20 protein-coding genes are annotated in these 22,959 nt (G+C 70.1%); 10 read left to right on the top strand and 10 right to left on the bottom strand.

What is annotated here, in order from left to right; translation table 11 throughout:
• Window positions 1–53 precede the first annotated feature (53 nt).
• Entirely contained in the window at window positions 54–995 is a 942-nt protein-coding gene (locus ACZ5BU_RS08935) for a helix-turn-helix transcriptional regulator (protein ID WP_465696873.1), read from the top strand.
• Here ACZ5BU_RS08935 and hrpA read toward each other — a convergent pair.
• From hrpA to ACZ5BU_RS08950, 3 genes are all read right to left on the bottom strand, one after another.
• The gene (hrpA, locus tag ACZ5BU_RS08940) at window positions 992–4,897 is read right to left on the bottom strand and encodes an ATP-dependent RNA helicase HrpA (protein ID WP_465696875.1); all 3,906 of its coding nucleotides are present in this window, start codon (window positions 4,895–4,897) and stop codon (window positions 992–994) included. The genes ACZ5BU_RS08935 and hrpA overlap by 4 nt on opposite strands.
• Window positions 4,898–4,908: 11 nt before the next feature.
• Window positions 4,909–5,223 (bottom strand): hypothetical protein, encoded by a 315-nt coding sequence (locus ACZ5BU_RS08945; RefSeq protein ID WP_465696877.1) that lies wholly within the window; start codon window positions 5,221–5,223, stop codon window positions 4,909–4,911.
• Window positions 5,224–5,949: 726 nt separating this feature from the next.
• Window positions 5,950–6,354, bottom strand: a complete 405-nt coding sequence (locus ACZ5BU_RS08950) for a universal stress protein (RefSeq protein WP_465696879.1) — start codon at window positions 6,352–6,354, stop codon at window positions 5,950–5,952.
• Window positions 6,355–6,590: 236 nt separating this feature from the next.
• On the opposite strand from ACZ5BU_RS08950, the gene ACZ5BU_RS08955 reads away from it, so the two are divergent.
• Window positions 6,591–6,818 carry a hypothetical protein gene (locus ACZ5BU_RS08955; protein ID WP_465696881.1) on the top strand — a complete coding sequence of 76 codons (228 nt, stop codon included), beginning with the start codon at window positions 6,591–6,593 and terminating at the stop codon, window positions 6,816–6,818.
• A 15-nt stretch (window positions 6,819–6,833) separates the two neighbouring features.
• Here ACZ5BU_RS08955 and ACZ5BU_RS08960 read toward each other — a convergent pair whose 3' ends face one another.
• From ACZ5BU_RS08960 to ACZ5BU_RS08970, 3 genes are read right to left on the bottom strand one after another with little or no spacing between them, the layout of a single operon-like run.
• A complete protein-coding gene (locus ACZ5BU_RS08960; RefSeq protein WP_465696883.1) occupies window positions 6,834–8,456 on the bottom strand; it encodes an AMP-binding protein in 1,623 nt (540 codons plus the stop codon).
• Entirely contained in the window at window positions 8,453–9,331 is an 879-nt protein-coding gene (locus ACZ5BU_RS08965) for an SDR family NAD(P)-dependent oxidoreductase (RefSeq protein WP_465696885.1), read from the bottom strand. The genes ACZ5BU_RS08960 and ACZ5BU_RS08965 overlap by 4 nt, the downstream gene beginning before the upstream one ends.
• A 45-nt stretch (window positions 9,332–9,376) precedes the next feature.
• A complete protein-coding gene (locus tag ACZ5BU_RS08970) occupies window positions 9,377–10,228 on the bottom strand; it encodes a helix-turn-helix domain-containing protein (protein WP_465696886.1) in 852 nt (283 codons plus the stop codon).
• Window positions 10,229–10,407: 179 nt separating this feature from the next.
• Here ACZ5BU_RS08970 and ACZ5BU_RS08975 point away from each other — a divergent pair, with 179 nt between their 5' ends.
• On the top strand, window positions 10,408–11,187 hold the full coding sequence (locus ACZ5BU_RS08975) for an SDR family oxidoreductase (RefSeq protein WP_465696888.1): 780 nt from the start codon (window positions 10,408–10,410) through the stop codon (window positions 11,185–11,187).
• Here the strand turns inward: ACZ5BU_RS08975 and ACZ5BU_RS08980 are convergent.
• A complete protein-coding gene (locus ACZ5BU_RS08980) occupies window positions 11,175–11,957 on the bottom strand; it encodes an alpha/beta fold hydrolase (protein ID WP_465696891.1) in 783 nt (260 codons plus the stop codon). The genes ACZ5BU_RS08975 and ACZ5BU_RS08980 overlap by 13 nt on opposite strands.
• A gap of 78 nt (window positions 11,958–12,035) precedes the next feature.
• Between ACZ5BU_RS08980 and ACZ5BU_RS08985 the strand changes: the two genes are divergently transcribed.
• Complete coding sequence (locus ACZ5BU_RS08985; RefSeq protein ID WP_465696893.1) at window positions 12,036–13,163, top strand: M24 family metallopeptidase; 1,128 nt, start codon at window positions 12,036–12,038, stop codon at window positions 13,161–13,163.
• 1 nt (window position 13,164) lies between these two features.
• On the opposite strand, the gene ACZ5BU_RS08990 is transcribed toward ACZ5BU_RS08985, so the two are convergent.
• Complete coding sequence (locus tag ACZ5BU_RS08990; RefSeq protein WP_465696895.1) at window positions 13,165–14,145, bottom strand: GlxA family transcriptional regulator; 981 nt, start codon at window positions 14,143–14,145, stop codon at window positions 13,165–13,167.
• Between the two features lie 70 nt (window positions 14,146–14,215).
• On the opposite strand from ACZ5BU_RS08990, the gene ACZ5BU_RS08995 reads away from it, so the two are divergent.
• From ACZ5BU_RS08995 to ACZ5BU_RS09005, 3 genes are all read left to right on the top strand, one after another.
• Window positions 14,216–15,490, top strand: a complete 1,275-nt coding sequence (locus ACZ5BU_RS08995; protein WP_465696897.1) for an MFS transporter — start codon at window positions 14,216–14,218, stop codon at window positions 15,488–15,490.
• A 47-nt stretch (window positions 15,491–15,537) separates the two neighbouring features.
• Entirely contained in the window at window positions 15,538–16,017 is a 480-nt protein-coding gene (gene soxR, locus ACZ5BU_RS09000; RefSeq protein WP_465696899.1) for a redox-sensitive transcriptional activator SoxR, read from the top strand.
• Between the two features lie 78 nt (window positions 16,018–16,095).
• On the top strand, window positions 16,096–18,234 hold the full coding sequence (locus tag ACZ5BU_RS09005; RefSeq protein WP_465696901.1) for a RecQ family ATP-dependent DNA helicase: 2,139 nt from the start codon (window positions 16,096–16,098) through the stop codon (window positions 18,232–18,234).
• Between the two features lie 30 nt (window positions 18,235–18,264).
• Here ACZ5BU_RS09005 and ACZ5BU_RS09010 read toward each other — a convergent pair whose 3' ends face one another.
• The gene (locus ACZ5BU_RS09010; protein WP_465696903.1) at window positions 18,265–19,041 is read right to left on the bottom strand and encodes an ArsR/SmtB family transcription factor; all 777 of its coding nucleotides are present in this window, start codon (window positions 19,039–19,041) and stop codon (window positions 18,265–18,267) included.
• 103 nt (window positions 19,042–19,144) lie between these two features.
• On the opposite strand from ACZ5BU_RS09010, the gene ACZ5BU_RS09015 reads away from it, so the two are divergent.
• The 3 genes from ACZ5BU_RS09015 to ACZ5BU_RS09025 are packed head-to-tail and all read left to right on the top strand — an operon-like array spanning window position 19,145 to window position 21,411.
• Window positions 19,145–19,930, top strand: coding sequence for a GNAT family N-acetyltransferase (locus tag ACZ5BU_RS09015; protein ID WP_465696905.1), 786 nt, complete (start codon window positions 19,145–19,147; stop codon window positions 19,928–19,930).
• Window positions 19,931–19,943: 13 nt separating this feature from the next.
• Window positions 19,944–20,678 (top strand): SDR family oxidoreductase, encoded by a 735-nt coding sequence (locus ACZ5BU_RS09020; RefSeq protein WP_465696907.1) that lies wholly within the window; start codon window positions 19,944–19,946, stop codon window positions 20,676–20,678.
• The gene (locus ACZ5BU_RS09025) at window positions 20,668–21,411 is read left to right on the top strand and encodes a TioE family transcriptional regulator (protein WP_465696909.1); all 744 of its coding nucleotides are present in this window, start codon (window positions 20,668–20,670) and stop codon (window positions 21,409–21,411) included. The genes ACZ5BU_RS09020 and ACZ5BU_RS09025 overlap by 11 nt, the downstream gene beginning before the upstream one ends.
• On the opposite strand, the gene ACZ5BU_RS09030 is transcribed toward ACZ5BU_RS09025, so the two are convergent.
• Window positions 21,362–22,939 (bottom strand): adenylate/guanylate cyclase domain-containing protein, encoded by a 1,578-nt coding sequence (locus ACZ5BU_RS09030; protein ID WP_465696911.1) that lies wholly within the window; start codon window positions 22,937–22,939, stop codon window positions 21,362–21,364. The genes ACZ5BU_RS09025 and ACZ5BU_RS09030 overlap by 50 nt on opposite strands.
• Window positions 22,940–22,959: the final 20 nt, after the last annotated feature.

Raw genomic sequence — 22,959 nt, forward strand, 5'->3', positions numbered from 1 at the left:
TAGAACGACCTGCGGACAGGATCGGTCCGCAGATTGGAGATAATGCCAACGAGATGGATACCGCGTCCCGGCTGCTTCGGTTGTTGTCCTTGCTGCACTCGCGCCCCCAGTGGGACGGCGCCGAGTTGGCCGCGAGGCTCGAGATCACGCCTCGGACCGTACGGCGGGACGTCACGCGGCTGCGTTCGCTCGGCTACCCGATCGACGCCGCGGCCGGGATCGGCGGCGGCTACCGTCTCGGTCCGGGCGGCCGGCTCCCGCCGCTGCTGCTCGAGGACGAGGAGGCGGTCGCGATCGCGGTCGGACTCCGCGTGGCGACGACCACGACCGTGTCCGGCGTCGAGGAGGCTGCGGTCTCGGCGCTGGCCAAACTTCATCAGGTCCTGCCGGCACGACTGCAGGAGCAGATCGCGGCGATCAGCGCGCACACGACGCAGCTGCCGCAGGGAGAGCTGCCGCAGGTCGACGGCGAGGTACTGGTCACGCTGGCCGCCGGTTGCCGACATGTCGAAGGGATCCGGTTCCGCTACCGCACGCACGACGGCACCGAATCCGAGCGCAGCGTCGAGCCGCTGCAGATCGTGCACACCGGCCGCCGCTGGTACCTGGTCGCCCGCGACCGTGATCGGCAGGCCTGGCGTACGTTCCGCGTCGACCGCATCAGCGAGCCCGTGCTGACCGGCTCGCGCTACCGGTTCGACGACCCGCCCGACCCGGTCGCACTAGTTGCCGAGGGCACCGGAGTGGCGCCGTGGGACCTCGTCGCCCGGGTCCGCGTACACGCTGACGCCGCGACGGTCGCGCGGCTGATTCCGCCGAGCCAAGGTGTGGTCGATCCCGTCGACGCGAACACCTGCGAGGTCCGCTTCGCCGCGAACGACCTGGGACCCCTCGTTTCAGCGGTCATCCGCATCTACTGGCCGTTCGAGATCCTCGAACCACCCGAACTCCGCACGGCCGTCCACGAACACGCCCGCCGCCTGCTCGACTCCTAGCTCTCCGCCAGTGCTTTGCGGATGCGCTTCTCCGAGACCGGGTACGGCGTACCGAGCGTCTGCGCGAACAGGCTGACCCGCAGCTCCTCGAGCATCCACCGTACGTCGAGGAGCTCGGGGCTCGGGTACTTGCCGGTGGGAACCGCGCGGAGCTTCTTGCGGTACTCGTCGGTCAGCATGTCGACGACGGCCATCCCGGACCGGTCCCGCGCCGCGTTCGCGCCGAGCTTGTCCAGCCGCTGCTCCATCCCGCGCAGGTACCGGACCAGATCAGGCAGTCGCTTCGCGCCCGTCTCGGTGATGAACCCGGGATGTACGAGCCCCTCGAGCTGGCCTCGTACGTCGGACAGCGCGGCCAGCAACGCCGGCGACGCCGCCCTTGAGATCTGCTTGTCGACGGTCCGCGCGTGCGCCAGCACCCGCTCGACCTGCTGCAGGATCGTCAGTACGGTGTCCGCGAGCTCGGACCGGACGGCGTCCCGCAGGATCGAGAACGCGGTCAGGTTCCAGGCCGGCCCGCCCGCGGCCGCCATCAGCTGGTCGACGGCAGCACCGATCGCGTCGTCCAGCAGCTCGCCGACGTTACGATGCGGCCCCGCCATCAGCGTCAGCTTCTGCGCAGAGCTAAGTTGGCGCTGGACGACGTCGATGACCGACGGCATCGTCAGCAGCAGAAGCCGGCGCGTACCGGCCCACATCGCCGCAGCCTGGTCGCGCTCGGTCTCCTGGAGCCGGATCGCCACGGTCTTGCCCTCGTCGACGAGCGCCGGATACCCCGCGACGGTGAGGCCGTTGCGATGCTCGGAGAAGCTGCGGGGGAGATCGCCGAACGTCCAGTCGGTCAGCCCGGACTTCTCCAGCCCGCTCACCGCCTTCGACGCGACCTGCGAGATCGCGGCCGTCGTCTTCGGCTTCAGCTTCTCCTTCAGCCTGGCGAGATCCTTGCCCTCGGCCACCGTCTTGCGCTGGTCGTCCTCGATCCGGAACGTCATCCGCAGGTGCTCCGGCACCCGGGTCCAGTCCCAGTCGCCCGGCTCGATCACCACGCCGCGGAGCTCGCCGAGCGCGCGGGCCATCGCGTCGGTGAGCGGCCCGGACGCCGGATCCAGCTCGGGCAGGATCTGCCGCGCGTGGTCCGGGGCCGGCACGATGTTCCGCCTGATTGCCTTCGGCAACGACTTGATCAGGGTGGTGACGAGCTCCTCGCGGAACCCGGGCACGGTCCACTCGAAGCCGTCCGCGCTGACCTGGTTCAGTACGAGCAGCGGGATGTGTACGGTCACACCGTCAGCGTCGGTGCCCGGCTCGAACGCGTACGTGAGGTCGAAGGTCATTCCGTTCTGCAACCAGTGCAGCGGGAACTCCTCCTCGCGCACCTCGGCGCCCTCACGGACGACGAGTGAACGCTCGAAGTCGAGCAGGTCGTGGTCGCGCTGCCGGGCCGTCTTCCACCAGGTGTCGAAGTGCCGCCCGGTGACGACCTCGGCGCCGATCCGCTCGTCGTAGAACGCGAACAGCGTCTCGTCGTCGACCAGCAGGTCGCGCCGCCGGGTCCGTTCCTCGAGCTCCTCGACCTCCTCGATCAGCTTGCGGTTCTCGTGGAAGAACTTGTGGTGGGTGTCCCAGTCGCCCTCGACCAGCGCATGCCGGATGAACAGCTCGCGGGACACCTCCGGGTCGACCTTGCCGTAGTTGACCTTGCGCCGGGCAACGATCGGTACGCCGTACAGCGTGACCTTCTCGTACGCCATCACGGCGCCGGCCTTGCGTTCCCAGTGCGGTTCGGAGTACGACCGTTTGATCAGGTGCGGCGCGAGGTCCTCGGCCCACTCGGGCTCGATCTTCGCGTTCACCCGGGCCCAGAGCTTCGACGTCTCGACGAGCTCGGCGGCCATCACGAACTGCGGCGGCTTCTTGAACAGCCCCGAGCCGGGGAAGATCGCGAACTTCGTCCCGCGGGCGCCGAGGTACTGGTGCTGGTTCGCCGGGTCCTTCATGCCGAGGTGGCTGAGCAGGCCGGACATCAGCGAGATGTGCACGCTGTTCGGATCGGCCGGTTCGCCGCTGTTCAGCCTGACGCCGATCTGCGACGCGACCTGGCGGAGCTGGGCATAGATGTCCTGCCACTCGCGGACGCGAAGGTAGTTGAGGTACTCGCTGCGGCACATCCGGCGGAACTGGTTGCCGGACAGCTCCTTCTGCTGCTTCTTCAGGTAGCCCCAGAGATTCAGGTATCCGAGGAAGTCGCTGTTCGGGTCGCGGAACCGGGCATGTGCCTGCTGCGCCTGCGCCTCGGCGTCCGTCGGGCGTTCGCGCGGGTCCTGGATCGACAGCGCGGCCGCGATCACCATCACCTCGCGGACGCAGGCGTGCTTGTCGGCCTCGACGATCATCCGGGCCAGCCGCGGGTCGAGCGGGATCTGCGCGAGCTGCCGGCCGACCGGCGTCAGCCGACCGCCCTTCGGGGTCTCGATCGCCCCGAGTTCGGTGAGCAACTGCAGGCCGTCGGTGATGCTGCGCTTGTCCGGTTCGTCGATGAACGGGAACGCCGCGATGTCGCCGAGCCCGATCGCGGTCATCTGCAGGATGACCGACGCCAGGTTGGTACGCAGGATCTCCGGGTCGGTGAACTCCGGGCGGTTCTCGAAGTCCTCCTCGGAGTACAGCCGGATGCAGATGCCGTCGCTGGTCCGGCCGCTGCGGCCCTTGCGCTGGTTCGCGCTGGCCTGGGAGACCGGTTCGATCGGGAGGTGCTGGACCTTGGTGCGGTGGCTGTACCGCGAGATGCGCGCCGTACCGGGATCGATGACGTACTTGATGCCCGGCACGGTCAGCGAGGTCTCGGCGACGTTCGTGGCGAGGACGATCCGGCGGTTCGAGTGCGACTGGAAGACACGGTGCTGCTCGGCGTTCGAGAGCCGGGCGTAGAGGGGGAGTACTTCGACGGCGCCCGGCCGGCCGCGTTGCGCGGCGTATTTGTCGTTGAGCGCGTCGGCGGTGTCGCGGATCTCGCGTTCGCCGGAGAGGAAGACGAGTACGTCGCCGTCCGCCTCGTACTCGAGCTCGTCGACGGCGTCCAGGATCGCCTGCGTCTGGTCGCGGTCGATCGTGCTCGGGTCGTCCGGGTCGTTGACCGGGCGGTACCGGACCTCGACCGGGTAGGTCCGGCCGGACACCTCGACGATCGGCGCCGGGTCGCCGTTGGCGTCCGCGAAGTGCGCGGCGAACCGCTCGGGGTCGATGGTCGCGGAGGTGATGATCACCTTGAGGTCCGGGCGGCGGGGGAGCAGCCGTTTCAGGTACCCGAGGATGAAGTCGATGTTCAGGCTGCGCTCGTGCGCCTCGTCGATGATGAGCGTGTCGTACCGGGTCAGGTCGCGGTCACGCTGCAGTTCGTTGAGCAGGATGCCGTCGGTCATCAGCTTGACCAGCGAGCGTTCGCTGACCTTGTCGGTGAACCGTACGGCGAACCCGATCGTCTCGCCCAGTTCGGTGCCAAGCTCTTCCGCGATCCGCTCGGCCACGGTCCGCGCCGCAAGCCGGCGAGGCTGGGTGTGCCCGATCATGCCGTGGATCCCACGCCCGAGCTCGAGGCAGATCTTCGGGATCTGCGTCGTCTTCCCGGACCCGGTCTCACCCGCAACCACCACGACCTGGTGCTCCCGGATCGCGGCGGCAATCTCGTCCTTCAGCTGACTGACCGGCAACTCTTCCGGATAAGAGATCTCCGGCACGGCGTTCCGTCGTACGTCAACCCGCCGCTCAGCCTGCTCGACAGCAGCCACCACCCCCCTGAGCTCGTTGCCCCGCTTCTTGGCGTCGGTCGTCCGCCGAACCCGCTCCAACCGTCGCCCCAACTGCTCCCGGTCATACGCGGTCACCCCTTCCAGCCGAGCAACCACCGCCCCCAAGCTCAACCCCCCGTCCCCGGCCTGCCCACCAGCCCCGGCTCCACCAGCCCCGGCTCCACCAGCCACGGCTCCACCAGCCACGGCCCCACCAGCCACGGCCCCACCAGCCACGGCCCCACCGACCTGCTCACCAGCCGCGGCTCCATCAGCCACGGCTCCACCAGCCTGCCCACGGGCCGCCGCCCCGCCAGCCTGCCCACCAGCCGCGGCCCCATCGACCTGCTCACCAGTCGAGGCTCCACCAGACTGATCCGCAGCCGCGGCTCCACCAGCCGAGGCACCAGACGCCCCGCGACCCCGACGACGCCGCCCAGCACCTCGTGACTCCCCAGCGGTGCCGCCCGGCGCGACACCACCCTCCGCACGCGCGGGGCGGCGTGTCGCGTCGCTGCCCGCAGCCGCGGGACGTGCTGCGTTGCCCGCGGCTGGCGCGGAGTGTGCCGCGTCGCTCTCGGCAGGCGCGGAGCGCGTCCCCTCGCTCTTCCCACCCGCGGGGCGTGTCCGGCTGCTCTCCGCGGACGCTGGGCGCGCGTCGCCGGCCGTGGGCGCAGGCTGGGCTCCGCCAGGCGGAGTGGTGCCGGGCGGGGTGGTGCCGGGCGGGGTGGTGCCGGGCGGGGTGGTGCCGGGGGTGGCGGATGCTGGGTTTGTGGCGGCTGGTCGCCGGTTCTTGCCGCCGCGGCGGCGCCGGCGGGGCGCCGGGGCCTGGGCGGGGGCTGGGGATGGACTCGGGGACTCGGTCCGGGCATCAGGCATAACCCGACCAGTTTAGGCGGCCGGACCCAACGCATCACCCGGATTAGCGGACGCCCAGGCCATCGCAATCGCTCCGCAGTGCGCGCCCCAGGCGAGAGCCGCACCGTGAGCGGGGATTGTGATGGCCCGCAGGCCCGCGCCCACTCGTGCGGCGACGGACCCTGGGGGCCTCGGGTCTGCGATTAGTCGTGCGGGGGCGGAGCCGCGGAGGCGAGGGTGTGGTGGTCTGGAGGCTCGTGGGCAGTCGTGCAGCGATGGGACCTTGAGAGGCGAGTCCGGGACCTTCGGGGTCAGTCGTGGGGGGAGGGGACCTTGACGGCTAGGACTGGGACGGGGGATTCGAGGAGGACTCGTTGGGCGGTGCTGCCGAGGATGAGTTTGCCGACGGGGCTTCGGCGGCGGAGGCCGAGGACGATCAGGACGACGTCCTCGGCGGCGGCGGCCTTCAGCAAGGCGCCGGCCACGTCGCCCTGGGACAGCGCCTGCTGGACCGTCACCTCGACGCCGGACTCGCGGAGCTTGGTCTCGGCGGCGGCCAACTCGTCGGCATTGGCGTAGCGGGCGTCGATGTAGGAGTCTCCGCGACTGGTGTTCAGCAGCAGGATCGAGGCTCCCCGCAGCGTGGCCTCGGCCGCCGCCGCGGTCAGCGCCGCTTCACCTTCGGGCGTTGGTACGTATCCGACGAGAATCTTCACGGCCCCCACTCTCCCACGGGCGGACCTGCACCACTCACCAACCAAGCCCCCACCGCCCGGCCCGCGCCTGCCGACCCCTGCAAGTCGGCCAAGGCGCCAGTTTGGTGAGTGGCGGGCGTCCGCCTGGTCGACCCGGCCATCCTCATCATCCCCACGTAGACCGGTAGCCCGCCGCCCAGGCTCCATCGGGGTCGACACCGGTCGCCCGCCGCGCACGCTCAGTAGGGGTCGACCGCATGGCCGAGCTCCAGGTGGTCCTCCCGGACAAGTCCGGGGCGAAGGCACCCGCGCGGCCCGTCGAGCTCGCGATCGCGGCGGAGGAGCTGGGCTACGGTACGGCGTGCTTGCCGGACCACCTATTGCCGCCGGGGAAGTTCGGCTCGACGTACGGCGGGTGCGTACGAGCCGCTCGGCTACGTGGCCGCGCGGACGAGCCGGATCCGGTTCGGGCCTGGAGCGCATGACCCGCTTCCACGGCTTCACGGTGGGGTGAGTTTGCTTCGAAGGACCTTGCCGGTGGCGTTGCGGGGGAAGTCGTCGAGGATGACGACGCGGCGCGGGGTCTTGTAGCGGGCGAGGCTGGTCTTCACGTGAGCGATGAGGTCGTCCTCGGTCGTGGGCTCGTTGAGTACGACGTACGCGATCAGTCGCTGGCCGAACTCCTCGTCCGGAACTCCGGCGACGACCGCCTCGGCAACGGACGGATGTGCCGTGAGGCACTGCTCGACCTCGACCGGGTACACGTTCTCGCCGCCGGACACGATCATGTCGTCCTCGCGGCCGTCGATGAACAGTCGCCCGGCCGCGTCGAGGTGGCCGAGGTCGCCGGTGCTCATCCGCCCGTCGACGACGGTCTTGTTCGAACCGTCGGAGTACCCGCCGAAGACGAGCCCGCCGCCCGCGAAGATCCGCCCGGTCGTACCGGTCGGCACCGTACGGTCCTGGTCGTCGAGGATCCGGATCGAGCTACCGAGGCACGGCCGCCCGACCGTCCCCGGTGCGGCGCGCAGGTCCGCGGGCGTCGCGATCGTGGCGATCCCGACCTCGCTCGACCCGTACGCGTCACACAGGATCGGCCCGAACCGCTCGACGAACCTCTCCGCCAACGGAGCCCCGAGCTGCGACGCGCCAGAGATCACGGCGCGCAACGATCGCAGGTCGTACCGCGCGACCTCGGTCGGCCCGAGCTCCAGCAACCGCCGCAACATCACCGGTACGGCGACGACCGATCCCGCCCGCGTCGCCTCCACATCCGCCAGCAAGGTCGCCGCGTCGAACCGCGGCCGCAACACCAACGGCGACCCGAGGAACAACGCGAGCATCGACGTCAGCAACCCGACCCCGTGGAACAACGGCGGCGCGATAACCATCGGCTCTCCGGCCCGAACACCGAACCGCTGCAGCGCACTCCCGGTCAACCCCGCCAACCCCAAAGCCGTAGGCACTCGAGGAGCAGCCTTCGGCGCCCCCGTTGTCCCAGAAGTCAGCAACGTAATATGCCCAACCCGCCCCGGCACCGGCGCAGCGGGCGCCTCACTCGCAGTCAGCTCACCGAGGCTGACACCGCGCGCCGGAGGCGGCGAGGACAGAACGGAAGGGACGTCGGGAGGTGGCGTGAACTCGGGGTCGTGGATGAGTAGGTCGGGGTGGTGTTGGTCAAGGACGGCTTGTAGTTGGGGTGCGGCGAACTCGGTGTTCACGAACAGGACGTCCGCACCCAGGCGAGACGCGGAGAGCGTGGCCTCCAGGAACCCCGCATGGTTCCGGCACAGCACGGCCACCTTGCTGCCAGCAACAATGCCGTACTGCGCATGCAAGCCGGCGGCGATGCGCTCGCACCGCGCGTCGAGCTCGGCGTAGGTGAGCCGGTCATCCCCGCAGATGACGGCCGCTCGTTCCGGGTACCGGATCGCCGCGACCGCGGCGAGCGTCGCCATCGACTGACCCCACGTGCGCAGCGCCCTCTCGATCCCGCGTAGTTGGGACGGCCCGGCGGACCGCCACACGCCGGACCTGATCAGCGCGACCGACAACCCGCCGACCTCGGCCGCGCTGTGCACCAGCCACTCCGGTGGCCGGAGCGGCCCGATCGGCCGGATCATCGCTTCTTCCCGCCTCCGGTACGCCGGAAGTACTGCTCCAGCAACCGATCCGTCGGCACCCGCAGAAGGTTGCCCACGGCATCGGCCGGCCGGACGAACGGTGGCGTGATGTTGTGCGGCCGCTCCGCCACCGCCGTACACACCTGGTCGGCCGCCTGCTCCGGGGACAACCCTGGCAGCTTGTTCAGCACCGGCGTCGGCTCGCTCATCCGCGTGTGCACAAGCCCCATGTACACCGTCGAGGTCGTCACGCCGTTCCCGCGCACCTCCTGCGCGACACACCGCAGCCACACGTCGAACGCACTTTTCGACGCCAGGTACGCCGACCACCGTGCCATCGGAGGCGTCCGGACTCCGGCCGTCGACACGTTCACGATGTGCCCGGATCGTCGCTCGCACATCGACGGCAGCAGTTCGAGTACGAGCTTCGCCGGCCCGAGGTAGTTCACGGCGTTGGTCCGCTCGATGTCGTGGAACCGCTGGTAGGTGTCCGCGACCGACCGCCGGATCGACTTGCCCGCGTTGTTCACGAGTACGTCGACGTGCCCGTGCTCTGCCAGTACGGTCCGCACCAGCTCCTCGACCGCGGCAGGATCCGCCAGGTTCGCCGGGTACACGTACGCGGACCCGCCGCCCGACCGGATCTCGTCGGCGACAACCTGCAGTTGGTCCTCGGTCCGCGCGACGAGCAGCACCGTCGCACCAGCCGCGGCCAGCCGCCGCGCGGTCGCCTCGCCGATCCCGTACGACGAACCGGTCACCAGGACGACCTTCCCGCGGACCGCAGCAGCGAGCCGCTCGTCGGAGATCCTGGCGCGCCCGTTGGTCAGCGCGACAAGCAACGGCCACCCGAACGGACGCTTCGCAGTCACCATGCCGCCGACATTACCCGCTGGTAGCCGCCCGTGGCAGGGGGTGACTCAGTCGTTTGCCGGTTGGGGCGCGATCCAGCTGGCCAGCAGCCGGAGTCCGTCGGCGGTCGGGGAGCCTGGCTCGACCTGATAGACGCACAGCGTCTGCTCGGCGTCGCCAGGCACCTGGAACGACTCGTAGGCGAACTCGAGATCGCCCGCGACCGGATGGTGGTAGACCTTCGACCCGTGCGTCCGGCGCAGGACGCGGTGATCGTTCCACCAACCCGTGAACTCGGGACATTGCAGCGTGAGCTCCCCGACGAGGTCTGCGAGCTGACGGTCGTGCGGATAGCGACCGGCTTCGAGGCGCAGAATCGCGACGGTCTCGGCCGCAATCCGTTCCCAGTCGCCGACCTGCTCGCGGGCCTCCGGATCGAGCAGGTAGTACCGCGCGAGGTTCCTGCGCGTCGCCGGCATCGCGTCGAAGTCCGTCAGCACCGTACGCGCGAGCCGATTCGTCGCGAGTACGTCGGTACGCCGGCCGAGGATGAACGCGGGCACGTGGTCGAGCGTCTGCAGCATCAGGTAGAGGCCCGGCCGGACCCGCTGCGGACTCGTCGGCGTACGTCGAGCCGGTGGCCGTCGGCTCAGCAGATCGGTGAGGTGCTCGCGCTCGACCGTATCGAGTTGCAGCGCGCCGGCGAGCGCATCGAGAACCTCGGCGGACGGGTTCCCGGCCCGTCCTTGCTCCAGCCGGGTGTAGTACTCCGTGCTGACACCGGCCAACCGCGCAACCTCGTCACGCCGCAGACCGGGGACGCGGCGCTTGCGGCCGTCCTCGGGCAGGCCGGCGCGGTCGGGGGCGATGGCGGCCCGCCGCGAGCGGAGGAAGTCTGCGATCTCGGTACTTCGGTCCATGGCTCCAGTGTGATTGACCGCCACAGCCCAACCGTGGGGGTAGGTGGCCCTGCCGGTACCAGTCTCGCCGGTGCCTGCCCGGACAGGGGCTGTTCGAGCGCCCCAAGCGCCTTCTGGGACTGGTGTTCTGGAGACACGGACGGCAACCGCCGCCCATCACATCGGAAGGCAGTCACCACATGTCTGTGCAATATTCTGAAGTCAAGCCGCTCACTGGTCGGGTCGCGGTCGTCACCGGCGCCTCGAGCGGCATCGGCGAGAGCACGGCCGAGCGCCTGGCCGGACTCGGCGCCACCGTCGCCGTCCTGGCCCGGCGGGCCGAACGCCTCGAAGAGCTGGTCACCCGGATCGAGAAGGACGGCGGGCAGGCCTTGGCGCTGGTCGTTGACGTCACCGACGCAGCAGCGGTGCAGGCGGCAGCCGATCGGGTCGCGGCCGAGCTGGGCGGCGCCGACCTGCTCTTCAACAACGCCGGCGTCATGCTCCCCGCGCCGATCGAGGAGCGGGCGACCGAGCAGTGGCAGTACCAGATCGACCTGAACATCACCGGTCTGATGAACGTGATCGGCGCGTTCACGCCGCAGCTGGTCGCGGCCGCCGCCGAGCGCGGGGTCGCGGACCTGATCAACACGTCGTCGATCGCGGCGCAGAACATCTTCCCGAACTTCGCCGTCTACTCGGGCACCAAGGCGTACGTCAGCCACCTCTCCCGGCACCTGCGCGCCGAACTCGGCCCGAAGAACGTCCGGGTCTCGGCGCTCGAACCGGGCATCGTCGGCACCGAACTGCAGAGCCACGTCACCGACGCCGGCGCGCTGCAGTGGCTGGACGGCTCCAAGCAGACGATGGAGTGGTTGACCGCGGACGACATCGCGCAAGCAGTCGGCTTCGTCGCCACGCAGCCGCCGCGGGTCAACTTCCAGCAGCTGACGATCATGCCGACGGCTCAGACCAGCTGAATCCGCTGCAGCCATTCGCTGATCAAGGCCCCGAAGAGCGCGGGCTGTTCGAGCTGGAGATTGTGGCCGGCGACATCGAGTACGGCGTACGTCGCGCGTGGGTAGTGGGGGAGCAGTTCGTGCTGATCCTCATACCCGGTCACGGCGTCCTGCCGGCCACAGACGATGAGAGACGGTCCGTCGTAGGGCGGACCGCTCTCCGGCGCCTTCGTCAGTGCCCAGTTCTTCTGGATGCGTTCCATCGCCGCCTCGTCCGCGAGCGCCAGCCCCGGCGCCACGTCGGAGCGGTACGCCGCCAGCGCCGCCGCGGTCTGTACCACCGCCAGATCGGTGAAGTCCTCGCCCTCCTCGAGCGACTCGAGCACGCCCGGTTCGGTCCGCAGTACGACGTGTTCGGGCAGCTTCCTGTCCTTGTGCCAGAGCACGCCGATCGGGCAGATCATCGCGAGACCGCGGATCTGTTCGGGTCTCTCCACGACCAGCCCGCGCGCGAGGTACCCGCCGTACGACTCGCCGATCAGGAGGAACGGTTCGTCGCCGATCTGCTCGTCGATGAACTCCCGGAGCGCGGCCATGATGCCGTCCGAGCTGTCGATGTCGCCGGCCGGGCTCCGGCCCATCCCGGGCAGGTCCGGATAGAGCCTGCGGTAGCCGGAGAGCTCGCTGAAGATCGGTTCCAGGCAGCCGGTCATCAGCCGGTGGTCCGGCGACCATCCGTGCAGTGCGAGAACCGGTACGCCATCGCCGTGGGACACGAAGTGCAGTGTCATCGAAGAGCCTTTCGCCGAGCAGGGGTTGAAGCGAAACCCAGTTGTAGCAAGCCGTTCCGACAGTTCTAGAGTCTGCCTATGGCCCGTCGCTCCGCACTCCCGCCGATTCCTGATGCCGCCGTCCTTCGTTCCCGCCTGGACCGTGCCCGCGAGGTCGCGGCCGGTACGGGCCTGGTGATCGCGCCGGGTTCCGACCTGCGCTACCTGATCGGTCAGCCGGGTGGTTCGTTCGAGCGCCTGACGGCCCTGGTGATTCCGGCCGACGGTGCCCCCGCGCTTGTCGTACCGAAGCTCGAAGCGCCGGGGTACGGCGAGCTCCCGCTCGACGAGCTCGGCGTCGAGGTCGTCACGTGGGTGGACGGCGTCGACCCGTACAACCTGGCCGCCGACCGGCTGCGTGGCGCCGACCGGGTCGCGGTCAGCGACTTCACGCCGGCCCTGCACGTGCTCGCTCTCCGCGACGCGCTCCCGAAGGCCGACCAGGTGCTGGCCGGGCCGATCGTCCGCGAACTCCGGATGCGCAAGGACGCAGCCGAGCTCGAGGCGCTTCGCAAGGCCGGTGCGGCGATCGACCGCGTACACGCCCGAGTCGGCGAGTGGCTGCGCCCGGGCCGGACCGAGGCGGAGGTCGGCGCGGACATCGCGGCCGCGATCGTCGAGGAGGGCCACACGGTGGCGGACTTCGTGATCGTCGCCAGCGGCCCGAACGGCGCGAGCCCGCACCACGCGTTGTCCGGACGGGTGATCGAGGCCGGTGACGTCGTGGTCGTCGACATCGGCGGACCCGTTGCCGAGGGCTACAACTCCGACTCCACCCGGACGTACGCGGTCGGTACGCCACGGGACGCCGACGTGGCCGCGACGTACGCCGTACTGCAGGAGGCGCAGCAGGCCGCCGTGGACGCCGTACGGCCTGGTGTGACCGCCGAGTCGATCGACGCCGCCGCGCGGGACGTGATCGCCGCGGCCGGCTTCGGCGACTACTTCATCCACCGCACCGGCCACGGGATCGGGCTGGACGTGCACGAGGACCCGTACATCATCGCGGGCAACGAGCTGCTGCTGGAGCCAGGCATGGCGTTCAGTGTGGAGCCGGGTATCTACCAGGCCGGCCGCTGGGGCGCTCGCATCGAGGACATCGTCGTCGTCACCGCGGACGGCGTCGAGTCGATGAACAAGCGCCCACACGACCTCGTCGTGCTCTGACTCAGCCTGCCCGGAACGTCTTGCGGTAGGCCAGCGGGGACACGCCCAGCGCCGACCGCAGGTGGTGTCGTAGAGAGGCCGCCGTACCCAGGCCGGCCTCCTCGGCGACCCGGTCGACGGACAGGTCGGTCGTCTCGAGCAGGTGGCACGCGTGCCGCACCCGCTGCTGCAGCAACCACGTGCCCGGCGACTGACCGGTCTCGGCCTTGAAACGACGGCTGAACGTCCGAACGCTCATCCGCGCATGCCCTGCCATCGCTGTGAGGCTGATCTCCCGATCCAGATGCTGCAGCGCCCAGGCCCGCGTCGGCGCGGTACCTTCGGTGCCTTCCTCGGGTACGGCGCGTTCGATGAACTGCGACTGGCCGCCGTCCCGCCATGGTGCGACGACGCAGTGCCGTGCCGCACGGTTGGCGACCTCGCTGCCGAAGTCCCGGCGGACCAGGTGCAGGCACAGGTCGATACCGGCGGCGAGTCCGGCCGAGCTGAGGACGTCGCCGTCGTCGATGAACAGGCGGTCCTCGTCGAGCTGCACCTGTGGATAGACCTTGCGGAACAGCTCCGCCCGCCGCCAGTGGGTCGTCGCCGGACGGTCGTCGAAGTACCCGGCGGCGCCGAGGACGAACGCGCCGGTGCAGATCGACGCCACCCGGGTGCCGGGCCGGATGGTCGCGAGCGCGGCCGCCAGGTCATCGGGCAGCGTGCCTTCGTACCGCGGCTGCGGGATGTACGTGCCGGGGATGATGACCGTGTCCGCCTCGGCGAGCGCTTCGGGTCCGTGGTCAGGCGTGAGCGTGAAGCCGGCGCTCGCGCGGACCGGTCCGCCGAGGCCGCAGACGCGTACGTCGTACAGCTTGGTGCCGTCGGCCGTGGTGGCGGCGCCGAGGACGGTCGGCGGGATCGTCAGGTCGAACCCGACGACCGGCTCGAGCGCGAGCACGGCGACCACGTGCGGTCCGACGGCGGCCAGCTGACGACTCATGGCCGTATCTTGACACATGTTGTCTATATGGCCACTAGTTCGATGATCGTCAAACCGGCACCCTGGTCCGGTGACACAGATTGTGGAGACGAGGAAGGCTCCCCGGGTGCACCTGGCCTGGGCGGTCGCGGTGGTCGGATTCGTGACGCTGATCGGGGCGGCCGGCTTCCGGTCGGTGCCGAGTGTGCTGCTCGACCCGTTGCACGAGGAGTTCGGGTGGTCGCACGCGACGATCTCGACGGCGGTGTCGATCAACTTGCTGCTGTTCGGCGGCATCTCGCCGTTCGCGGCAGCACTGATGGACCGGTTGGGTCTGCGGAAGGTCGTCAGCGGGGCGCTGGTGCTGATCGCGCTCGGCAGCGGGCTGACCGTGTTCATGACCGCGTCGTGGCAATTGCTGCTCTGCTGGGGGCTGCTGGTCGGCATTGGTACCGGATCGATGTCGATGACGTTCGTCGCGACCATCACCGGTCGCTGGTTCGTCCACCGTCGCGGTCTGGTGACGGGGATCCTCACAGCGGCCGGTGCGACCGGCCAGCTGATCTTCTTGCCGCTCATCGCGTCCCTGGCCGCTCACTACGGCTGGCGAGTCCCTGCACTCGTAGCGGCCGCTGCTGCGTTGGCCGTCGTACCGCTGGTGCTGCTGTTCTTGCGGGATTACCCGAGTGATGTCGGACTGCGCGCGTACGGCGCTCCCGAGGGAAGTACCGCGGGGCAGCGCGTGGAGACGACCGGGAGTAGTGCCAAGCGGGCGCTGAACGCTCTGACGATGGCTATGCGTCGGCCGGCGTTCTGGCTGCTGGCGGGTGGCTTCGCGATCTGCGGGGCGTCTACGAACGGTCTGATCGGCACGCACTTCGTTACGGCTGCCCACGACCACGGGATGCCTGCGACGACCGCTGCGTCGCTGCTGGCGCTGGTGGGGGTGTTCGACGTCGGCGGGACGATCTTCTCCGGGTACCTGACCGACCGGTGGGACCCGCGGTACCTGTTGATCGCGTACTACACGCTCCGTGGTCTGTCGCTCCTGGTGCTGCCTTCACTGCTCGGTCCGACCGCAGCGCCCAGTACGTGGGTGTTCATCATCTTCTACGGGCTGGACTGGGTCGCCACGGTTCCGCCGACGGTGGCGCTGTGCCGGGAGTGGTTCGGGCAGGACGGGCCGATCGTGTTCGGCTGGGTGTTCGCGTCGCACCAGGTCGGTGCCGCGCTGGCCGCGACCGGTGCCGGCGCGATCCGGGACGCGCAGGGCAGCTACAACCTGGCGTGGTACCTGGCCGGCGGGTTGTGTGCCGCGGCCGCGCTGATGTCGGCGAGCATCGGACGGCGACTCGTGCCTGCGTGACCCCGTCCGCTAGCCTCGATCTAAGTTGAGGTTGGAGGGACAGGGCGATGGACATCGAGCCGGGTGAGTTGACGGTCGGGCAGCTGTCGCAGCGCAGTGGCGTCGCGATCTCGGCCCTGCACTTCTACGAGCGGCAGGGGCTGATCCTGAGCCGCCGTACGTCCGGTAACCAGCGCCGGTACAAGCGCGACACGTTGCGGCGGGTGGCGCTGATCCGGATCGCCCAACGGGTCGGCATCCCGCTCGCCGAGGTCGCCGCGATCCTCAAGCTGCTGCCGGAGAACCGGACGCCGAACCGCGCCGACTGGGAGCGGATCTCGGAGTGCTGGCAGGCCGAGCTCGACCGCCGGATCGTCCACCTCGAGCAACTCCGCGACGACTTCAAGGACTGCGTCGGCTGCGGCTGCCTGTCCCTGGACCGCTGCGCTCTCGCCAACCCGCAGGACACCCTCGCTGCCGTCGGCGCCGGCCCGCGCCGCCTGGTCGCCACGACCGGCGAACCCTGTCACCCCGGCAAGTGCGCCTGACCCCGGCACGAGAGGGTTATCCACAGGTGCGTGGTCGCGGCGAGCGCGTTGGGGGTGGCGGCGTCTAGGGTCTTGGGCATGAGTGAGACCGACTCGATGGTGACCTCGATGGTGACGCTGACCGATGCCCGGGCGAAAGTCGCGGGGGACGTGATCCGTGCGATCGCGGGCGACGACGCGCGGTTGCGGCCGGATCAGGAGACCGCGGTCGCGGCGCTGTGCGAGGCGGCGGCGCGGGTGCTCGTCGTGCAGGCGACGGGCTGGGGCAAGTCCGCGGTGTACTGGGCGGCCACGGCGATCCGCCGGGCCGAGGGGTTCGGTCCGACGCTGGTGGTCTCGCCGCTGCTGTCGTTGATGCGTGACCAGGTGGCGGCCGCCAACCGCGCGGGGCTGCGGGCCGCGACCTTGAACTCGAACAACATCGAGGCCTGGTCGAGTATCGAGCACGATCTGCGGTCCGGTGCGGTCGACGTGCTGCTGGTCTCACCGGAGCGGCTCGCCAACCCCGGATTCGGGCGACGCGTGCTGGACGGGCTCGCGGGGAACATCGGCCTGCTCGTGATCGACGAGGCGCACGCGGTGTCGGACTGGGGCCACGACTTCCGGCCGGACTACCGGCGCGTGTCCGACGTACTGCAGAAGCTCAACCCGGACACCCCGGTGCTCGCGACGACGGCGACCGCCAACTCGCGGGTGACGGAGGATGTCGCGAAGCAGCTCGGCGCGTCGACGCTGGTGCTGCGTGGTCCGTTGGCGCGGTCGAGTCTGCAGCTGGCGGTGGTGGACGCGCTGTCGCCGCTGGACCGGTTCGCCTGGGTGGTCGACGTACTGCCGCGGCTTCCGGGGTCGGGGATCGTGTACGCGCTGACTGTCGCGGACGCGCAGCGGCTGGCCGCGCTGGTGCAGGAGGTGCACGGGCGGGACGTGCCGGTCGCGGCGTACACCGGGCAGTTGGAGGCGGGGGAGCGGGAGAGCCTCGAGGACGCGCTGCGGGACAACCGGCTCAAGGCCTTGATCGCGACCTCGGCGCTCGGGATGGGGTACGACAAGCCGGACCTCGGGTTCGTGGTGCACGTCGGGTCGCCGCCGTCGCCGGTGTCGTACTACCAGCAGGTCGGGCGGGCCGGGCGTGGGATCGACCACGCGGTGGTGGCGTTGCTGCCGTCTGACGCGGACTCCGGCGTGTGGGACTACTTCGCGACGGCGACGATCCCGGTGCCGGAGAACGTGCAGCGGTTGCTGCGTGCGCTCGACGGTTACGGGCCGGACGAGCCGGCGTCGGTGCCCGCGCTGGAGGCGGAGACCGGGCTGCGGCGGACGCGGGTCGAGTTGATGCTGAAGCAGCTCGCGGTGGACGGGGCTGTCGAGCGGGTCGAGCGCGGGTGGCTGCGGACGGGCGCCGAGTGGACGTTCGACGCGGCGCACTACGACGGCATCGTGTCGGTACGGCGGCGCGAGGCGGACATCATGCGCGCGTACACCCGCGGCGAACGTTGCCTGATGCAACTGCTGCAGGAGTCGCTGGACGATCCGTCCGCGGAACGGTGCGGGCGCTGCTCGGTCTGCCTGGGGGAGTTGCCGGAGCCGCTGGTGGCGCGGCCCGATCCGGAGACGGTCGGCACGATCACCCGGCTGCTGCGCGGCGAAGTCCACGTCCTGGAGCCGCGGAAGATGTGGCCGGGCGGGGCGTTCGGTCCGCGCGGGAAGATCCCCGCCGGGTTGTCCGCCGAGCCGGGCCGCATCGTCGTGTACGCGGACGCTCCCGAGTGGCGCGAGGTCCTCGCCGGAGCATTCAACGGTACGCCGGTCCATGACGCCGTCGAGGCGTTGAAGGCGGGCGCAGTCGCCGCCCTCTCACGCTGGCGCGGGTCCTGGTCGGCCCGTCCCGACGTCGTCGTCCCACTCGCCGCCGGCGGGCACCCGGACCTGACGTCGGCCGTCGCCGATCACGTGGCCGGCGTCGGCCGCCTGGACCGCGCCGAGCTGTCGGTCGACCGTACCGGCTACACCGACGACCTCTCCTCGGCCGAGGAGGCCAAGGTCTGGCGAGACGGCATCGTCGTCGACAGCAGCACCGCCCAAGCTGTCACCGAGCGCACGGTTCTCCTGCTGGTGGATGCGACATCATCCCAATGGCCGGTCACAGTCGCCGCGGCCAAACTCCGCGAATCCGGCGCGCGAGCCGTCCTCCCGCTGGTCATCCACAAGCGTCCTTAGGTCGTCACGCTTCGAAGGTGGTGCGACCCCCTAGGCGGGGACTTTGGTCTCCAGCAAGGATTTCAGGTCGGAGAGCAGCCGCGGCCAACCGTCCTGGATCATGGTCCGGATCGTGCTGCCCGGCTCGAACCCGCTGTGGATCACGGTCAGCTTGACCTGGTCCTCGACCGGCTCGAGTTCGAACGTTGCCGTCGACAACGGCTCCTGAGCGGCCCGCTCGTACGTCGTCTGGTCGAGCCCGACGTCCTTCGCGAACTCCGGCGTGATGTGGTGCCAGGCGTACGACAGCCGGGTGTACGGCGTGTGCTCGACCACGACCTGGCCCGGCCCGGCGATCTCCACGTCGCCCTGGTGCCAGACCATCGGGGAACCGGCCTCCCAGTCGGTCTCGTGGTACAGGCCCCAGTACTCCTTCGTGAAGGCCGGGTCGGTCAGCCCCTGCCAGAGCCGCTCGGACGTGGTCCGGATGTAAGTGGTGTACACGAAGTCGTTCACAGTCGTCTCCTCCAAGGAGGTCTTGAGGTCGGCGAGCAGTTGGACCCGCCGCCGCTCGTACTGATGGATCCACCGGTCCGCGATCGCGTTGATCGGCTCGGCGTTCAGGTGGTGCAACTTCTCCCGCCCGCGCCACACGGTGGTGATCAGGTTCGCGTTCTCGAGCACGGCGAGGTGTTTGCTGACGGACTGCCGCGCCATGTCCAGTTCGGCGCACAGCTCCCGCAGGGTCTGCCCGTTCCGCGCGTTCAGCAGGTCGAGCAGCCGGCGCCGGCTCGGATCCGCCAGCGCCCGGAACACCTCGTCGTCCATCGCACTCCCGATCCTTAAAGGCAGCCTTTCAGCTGCATGACCACAATAGGCAGCCGATTGGCTGCATGTCAAACCCGATTGACGGACAGGTGAGGATGGCTGGGTGGAGATCACGAGCCTCGGCTTCCGGACCGACCTGTTGCTGCTCGAGCTGGGCGGCAGCGAGTTCCGCGACACCGGCGAGTACGTCGTCGTCCGGACCCCGGGGAACCCCGGCTTCTGGTGGGGCAACTTCCTGCTCTACCGAACGCCGTTCGCGCCTGACGACACCGAGCTCCGGACGGACGACTTCCGCCGCGAGTTCCCGGCGGCGAAACATGTTGCCTTCGGCATCGACAGCACCGACGGCGACCCGGGTGCCGCGGACGAGCTGGCCGCCGCCGGGTTCGAGATCGAGCACAACGTGGTGATGACCGCAGAGCGGGTCGTCCCGCCGCCGCACCCGAACGAGCAGGCGACGTACCGGTTCCTGACCAGCGACGACGACTGGGAGCAGCTGTACGAGCAGACCCTGGCGTGCGCGGAGCTGACGGTCGACGACGACTACAAGGAGTTCACCCGGCGCAAGCTCGCCACCAGGCGGGACGAGGTCGACTCTGGGCACGGCAAGTGGTTCGGTGCCTTCGACGGGGACCGGCTGCAGAGTTCGCTCGGGCTGATGTTCGACGGCAACGGCCGGGCCCGGTTCCAGAACGTGCAGACCTCGCCAGAGGATCGTGGCCGGGGTCTGGCCGGGACGCTCGTCCACCACGCGTCGACGTACGGGCTGACCCACGCGCGGACGCTGGTGATGGTGGCGGATCCGGAGTACCTGGCGATCCGGATCTACCGGTCGGTGGGCTTCGCGGACACCGAGACCCAGCTCCAGATCGTCCGGCCGCCCGCGTGACAGACTGGCCCGCATGAGTCGGGTTGTGCTTGTCACCGGAGGCAGTCGCGGGATCGGGGCGGCCGCCGCGGTCGCGCTGGCGGCCGACGGCTGGAACGTCGGCGTGAACTACCGGACGCAGGCCGACGAAGCCGCGCGGGTCGTGAAGGCATGCGAGGAGCTCGGGCGGCGCGCGATCGCCGTACAGGCCGATGTGACCGAGGCGGACCAGATCGAGCGGCTGTTCGACACGGTGACCGCCGAGCTCGGCCCGATCGGTGCCGTGATCAACAACGCGGGCGTCGTCTCGCCGTCGGGGCGGGTCGCGGAGTACGACGCCGAGCGGCTCGACCGGGTGTTCCGGATCAACTCGATCAGCGCGTTCCTCGTCGCCGGCGCCGCGGTACGGCGGATGTCGACGGCGCACGGCGGGAACGGTGGCGTGATCGTCAACGTGTCCTCGCGCGCGGCGGTGCTCGGGTCCGCCGGGGAGTACGTCGACTACGCGGCGAGCAAGGCAGCCGTCGACGCGTTGACGGTCGGCCTGGGCAACGAGGTCGCCAAGGAAGGCATCCGCGTGCTCGGCGTCCGGCCGGGGCTGATCGAGACCGACATCCACGAGCCCGGCCGGCTCGACCGGATCGGTACGACACCACCGCTGGGCCGTCCGGGGAAGGCGGAGGAGGTCGCGGAAGTGATCGCGTTCCTGGCCTCGGAGCGTTCGTCGTACATGACCGGCTCGACGGTTGACGTCGCCGGTGGCCGGTAAGGGGCTGCGCCCGGTCGACCTGGCGCGCGGCGCCGGTGTCTCGACGCAGCTCGTCCGCAACTACGAGGCCGACGGCATCCTGCCGCCCGCGCCGCGTTCGGACACGGGCTACCGCCAGTACGGTCCGGAACATGTCCAGGCCCTGCTGACCTACCGCGCACTCGCGCCGGGCTTCGGCGCGGAAACGGCGACGGCGATCATGCGCGCCGTCCACGGCGGCGACGAGGCGCTCGCGTACCGGCTCGTCGACGCGGCCCACGCAGCCCTCCACGAGCAGCGGCGCGCAACCGACGCGGCCAGCGACGCCCTCGCCGCGCTGGCCGCCGAGTACGTCGACGAGCAGCCCGAGACCGGTCCGACCTTGCTGGTGGGGGAGTTGGCGCACCGCCTGGGCATCCGCCCGTCGGCGCTCCGCGTCTGGGAGGCCGCCGGACTGCTCGCGCCGACGCGTGAACCCGGTACGAAGTACCGCCGGTACGGCCCCGAGCAGGTCCGCGACGCACGCATCATCCACATGCTTCGCCAAGGCCGGTACTACTTCGACCAGATCAAGCCCGTCCTCGACGGACTACGTCGTACCGGCAGCACGGACGCGCTGCGGAACGCGATCGCCGAACGCCGGGCCGCCCACGACCGCCAGACCAAGGCGATGCTGTACGGCGCTGCACTACTCCATCAATTGATCACTGAGGGACCGCGAGCCGGGTCGGAACCGACCGTCCCCGCACCGTGACCAGCTCGCTCTGCTGCCACTGGTCCGACTCTGCCACAGCGGCCTTCTCCACCGCGGTCATCGACGCGATCAACCGCCCGGGCGCCGTCTTCGCGAGCTCGCTGAGCCGCGCCGCCTCGTTCACCGGGTCCCCGATCACGGTGTACTCGTGCCGCCGTACGTCGCCCACCGTCCCGGCCACGACGACGCCCGCGGTGACCCCGAGACCTGCAGTTGCTTCCGGCAACTCCTCGGCCAGCCGCCGGGCCAGCGCCCGCCCAGCCGCCAGCGCACTGCCCGCCGGATCCTCGAGCTCGGCCGGCGCGCCGAAGATCGCGAGCACCGCGTCGCCGGCGAACTTGTTCACGAACCCGCCCTGCCGGTCCACCTCGGCGACCACGATCGCGAAGAACCGGTTGAGCAGCTGCACCACCTCGGTCGGCGGCCGCTGCGCCGCGAGCTCGGTCGAACCGACCAAGTCGACGAACAGCACCGCCGCGAACCGCTCCTCGCCGCCGAGCCGGTCGCTGGTCAGCGCCTCCCGCACGACACCCGGTCCGACGTACCGCCCGAACACGTCCCGGATCCGCTCGCGCTCCCGCAGCCCGTCGGCCATCCGGTTGAACCCGGCCTGCAACGACCCCAGTTCGGTACCGTCGAACACTGGGATGCCCACGTCGAGCCGCCCCTCGCCGATCAGGCTGAGCGCGTCCCGTACCGACCGCACCGGCGCGACCACGGACCGGGCCGACAACCAGGTGAGCAGGCAGCCGTTGCCGAGCGCCACGATGCCCAGGGCAAGGATCACCACCGACAACCGGGTCGAGGTGACGTCCCCCTCGATCAGCGCGAGGACGGCGGCGAGCATCAGGCCTGCCACCGGTACGCCCGATCCGACCGCCCAGAAGAACAGCGTCCGCGCCTTGAGACCGGCCGCGAGCAGCCGCCGCGGAGGCGGCGAGTCGACCAGCGCGCGGGCCGCGACGGGCCGCAGTGCGAACTCGGTCAGCAGGTACGACACCGAACACGTGACGATCGCGCCGTCGATCACCGTCATCGCGACGCGCAACGCGTTCTCCGGCTGCAGGACCACTGTCATCACGGTGAAGAACACGGCCGCGACCAGCCACAGCAGCACCTCGATGAGGGTCAGCCGCAGCGGCAACTGCAGCGTGGCGATCTGCTCCTTCCGGGTGGCCGGCCGGCCGAGCTCGATCCAGCGGGTCACCCGCCGCGTCAGCCGCCTGCTCCAGATGCAGCCGATCGTCATCGCGACCAGGAAGTACGCCGGAATCACGACCGCGTCGACCAGTTGTAGCTGATCGACCAGCGACGGACCGGGCAGTACGAAAACCGCCAGCGCGAACACGATCAGCGCGCCGACCAGGTTGGTACCGATCGAGAACGTGGTCATCAGGATCTGCAGCCGGATCCGCAGCCGCCGCGTACTCTGGTCGGCCGGCCCGAGCAGCCAGGATCCGAACGGCCGCCGCCTGAGCACCAGCTCCGGATCCCCCTGGGCGCCGTGGATCGTCCGCTGGATGGTCATGGCCCTAGTGTGCCAAGTCA

The organism is Kribbella sp. NPDC031520 (assembly GCF_055580825.1).

What these genes read in the sequence shown, in the direction of transcription:
- ACZ5BU_RS08935 (WP_465696873.1), top strand. Translation starts at nt 54, where the DNA reads ATGGATACCGCGTCCCGGCTGCTTCGGTTGTTGTCCTTGCTGCACTCG.
- ACZ5BU_RS08955 (WP_465696881.1), top strand. Translation starts at nt 6,591, where the DNA reads ATGGCCGAGCTCCAGGTGGTCCTCCCGGACAAGTCCGGGGCGAAGGCA.
- ACZ5BU_RS08960 (WP_465696883.1), bottom strand. Translation starts at nt 8,456, where the DNA reads ATGATCCGGCCGATCGGGCCGCTCCGGCCACCGGAGTGGCTGGTGCAC.
- ACZ5BU_RS08965 (WP_465696885.1), bottom strand. Translation starts at nt 9,331, where the DNA reads ATGGTGACTGCGAAGCGTCCGTTCGGGTGGCCGTTGCTTGTCGCGCTG.
- ACZ5BU_RS08970 (WP_465696886.1), bottom strand. Translation starts at nt 10,228, where the DNA reads ATGGACCGAAGTACCGAGATCGCAGACTTCCTCCGCTCGCGGCGGGCC.
- ACZ5BU_RS08975 (WP_465696888.1), top strand. Translation starts at nt 10,408, where the DNA reads ATGTCTGTGCAATATTCTGAAGTCAAGCCGCTCACTGGTCGGGTCGCG.
- ACZ5BU_RS08980 (WP_465696891.1), bottom strand. Translation starts at nt 11,957, where the DNA reads ATGACACTGCACTTCGTGTCCCACGGCGATGGCGTACCGGTTCTCGCA.
- ACZ5BU_RS08985 (WP_465696893.1), top strand. Translation starts at nt 12,036, where the DNA reads ATGGCCCGTCGCTCCGCACTCCCGCCGATTCCTGATGCCGCCGTCCTT.
- ACZ5BU_RS08990 (WP_465696895.1), bottom strand. Translation starts at nt 14,145, where the DNA reads ATGAGTCGTCAGCTGGCCGCCGTCGGACCGCACGTGGTCGCCGTGCTC.
- soxR (WP_465696899.1), top strand. Translation starts at nt 15,538, where the DNA reads ATGGACATCGAGCCGGGTGAGTTGACGGTCGGGCAGCTGTCGCAGCGC.
- ACZ5BU_RS09005 (WP_465696901.1), top strand. Translation starts at nt 16,096, where the DNA reads ATGAGTGAGACCGACTCGATGGTGACCTCGATGGTGACGCTGACCGAT.
- ACZ5BU_RS09010 (WP_465696903.1), bottom strand. Translation starts at nt 19,041, where the DNA reads ATGGACGACGAGGTGTTCCGGGCGCTGGCGGATCCGAGCCGGCGCCGG.
- ACZ5BU_RS09020 (WP_465696907.1), top strand. Translation starts at nt 19,944, where the DNA reads ATGAGTCGGGTTGTGCTTGTCACCGGAGGCAGTCGCGGGATCGGGGCG.
- ACZ5BU_RS09030 (WP_465696911.1), bottom strand. Translation starts at nt 22,939, where the DNA reads ATGACCATCCAGCGGACGATCCACGGCGCCCAGGGGGATCCGGAGCTG.